1 protein-coding gene is annotated in these 875 nt (G+C 68.6%); it reads left to right on the forward strand.

Annotated elements, in window-relative coordinates; genetic code table 11:
- Window positions 1-433 precede the first annotated feature (433 nt).
- Window positions 434-875 (forward strand): serine/threonine-protein kinase (locus tag ACFPZI_RS06795; RefSeq protein WP_381359581.1); only part of this gene is annotated, 442 nt, incomplete at its 3' end.

The following is an 875-nucleotide window of genomic DNA, read 5'->3' on the forward strand; positions in this document are numbered from 1 at the left end:
CCCCCACCGCGGACTTCCCCACCACCACACGCGCACGTACGGCCAGTACTGCACGCATCCTCGCACCTGCCACCGACAACGCGCCCGCATTCCCGCATCAAATGATCTTGATTGGTCGGCTCTGCCCTCAAAAGTGCCTGACCGATGCGTCGTGGATGATCGTTTCGGCGCTGCTTGAGATCGGTCACGCCCGGCCGCCGGCAACCAACGGACCGGGTCGAGCGTCTTTCTTCGAACACGGGCAGGACCCCCGCGGACTCCGTTTGAGCCCCGCCCGGGGAAACCGCGCCCTGCCTGTACGAGAACCGGGAAGGAAGTCGTCGACGGTCTCAGGCCGGTGTCCCGCGCCGCGGCATTACAGTGGGGCGGAACATTTCCGAGCACGACGCATCACGGTGTACGCCAGTCAAGTAAGCAGCAGGGAGCGCATGACGTGCGGCCGGTAGGCAGCAAGTACCTGCTCGAGGAGCCGATCGGACGCGGCGCCACGGGCACCGTCTGGCGAGCCCGCCAGAGGGAGACCGCGGGGGCCGAGGCGGCAGTGCCCGGTCAGCCGGGAGAGACCGTCGCGATCAAGGTCCTCAAGGAGGAGCTCGCGAACGACGCGGACATCGTGACGCGGTTCCTGAGGGAACGCTCCGTCCTGCTCAGACTGACCCACCCCAACATCGTCCGGGTCCGCGACCTGGTCGTCGAGGGCGATCTGCTGGCCCTGGTCATGGACCTCGTCGAGGGCCCCGACCTGCACCGTCACCTGCGCGAGAACGGGCCCTTCACACCCGTCGCCGCCGCGCTGCTGACCGCCCAGATCGCCGACGCGCTCGGCGCCAGCCACGCCGACGGCGTGGTGCACCGCGACCTGAAGCCCGCCAACG

Source organism: Streptomyces chlorus (assembly GCF_042655885.1).
Taxonomy (GTDB): Bacteria; Actinomycetota; Actinomycetes; order Streptomycetales; family Streptomycetaceae; genus Streptomyces; species Streptomyces chlorus.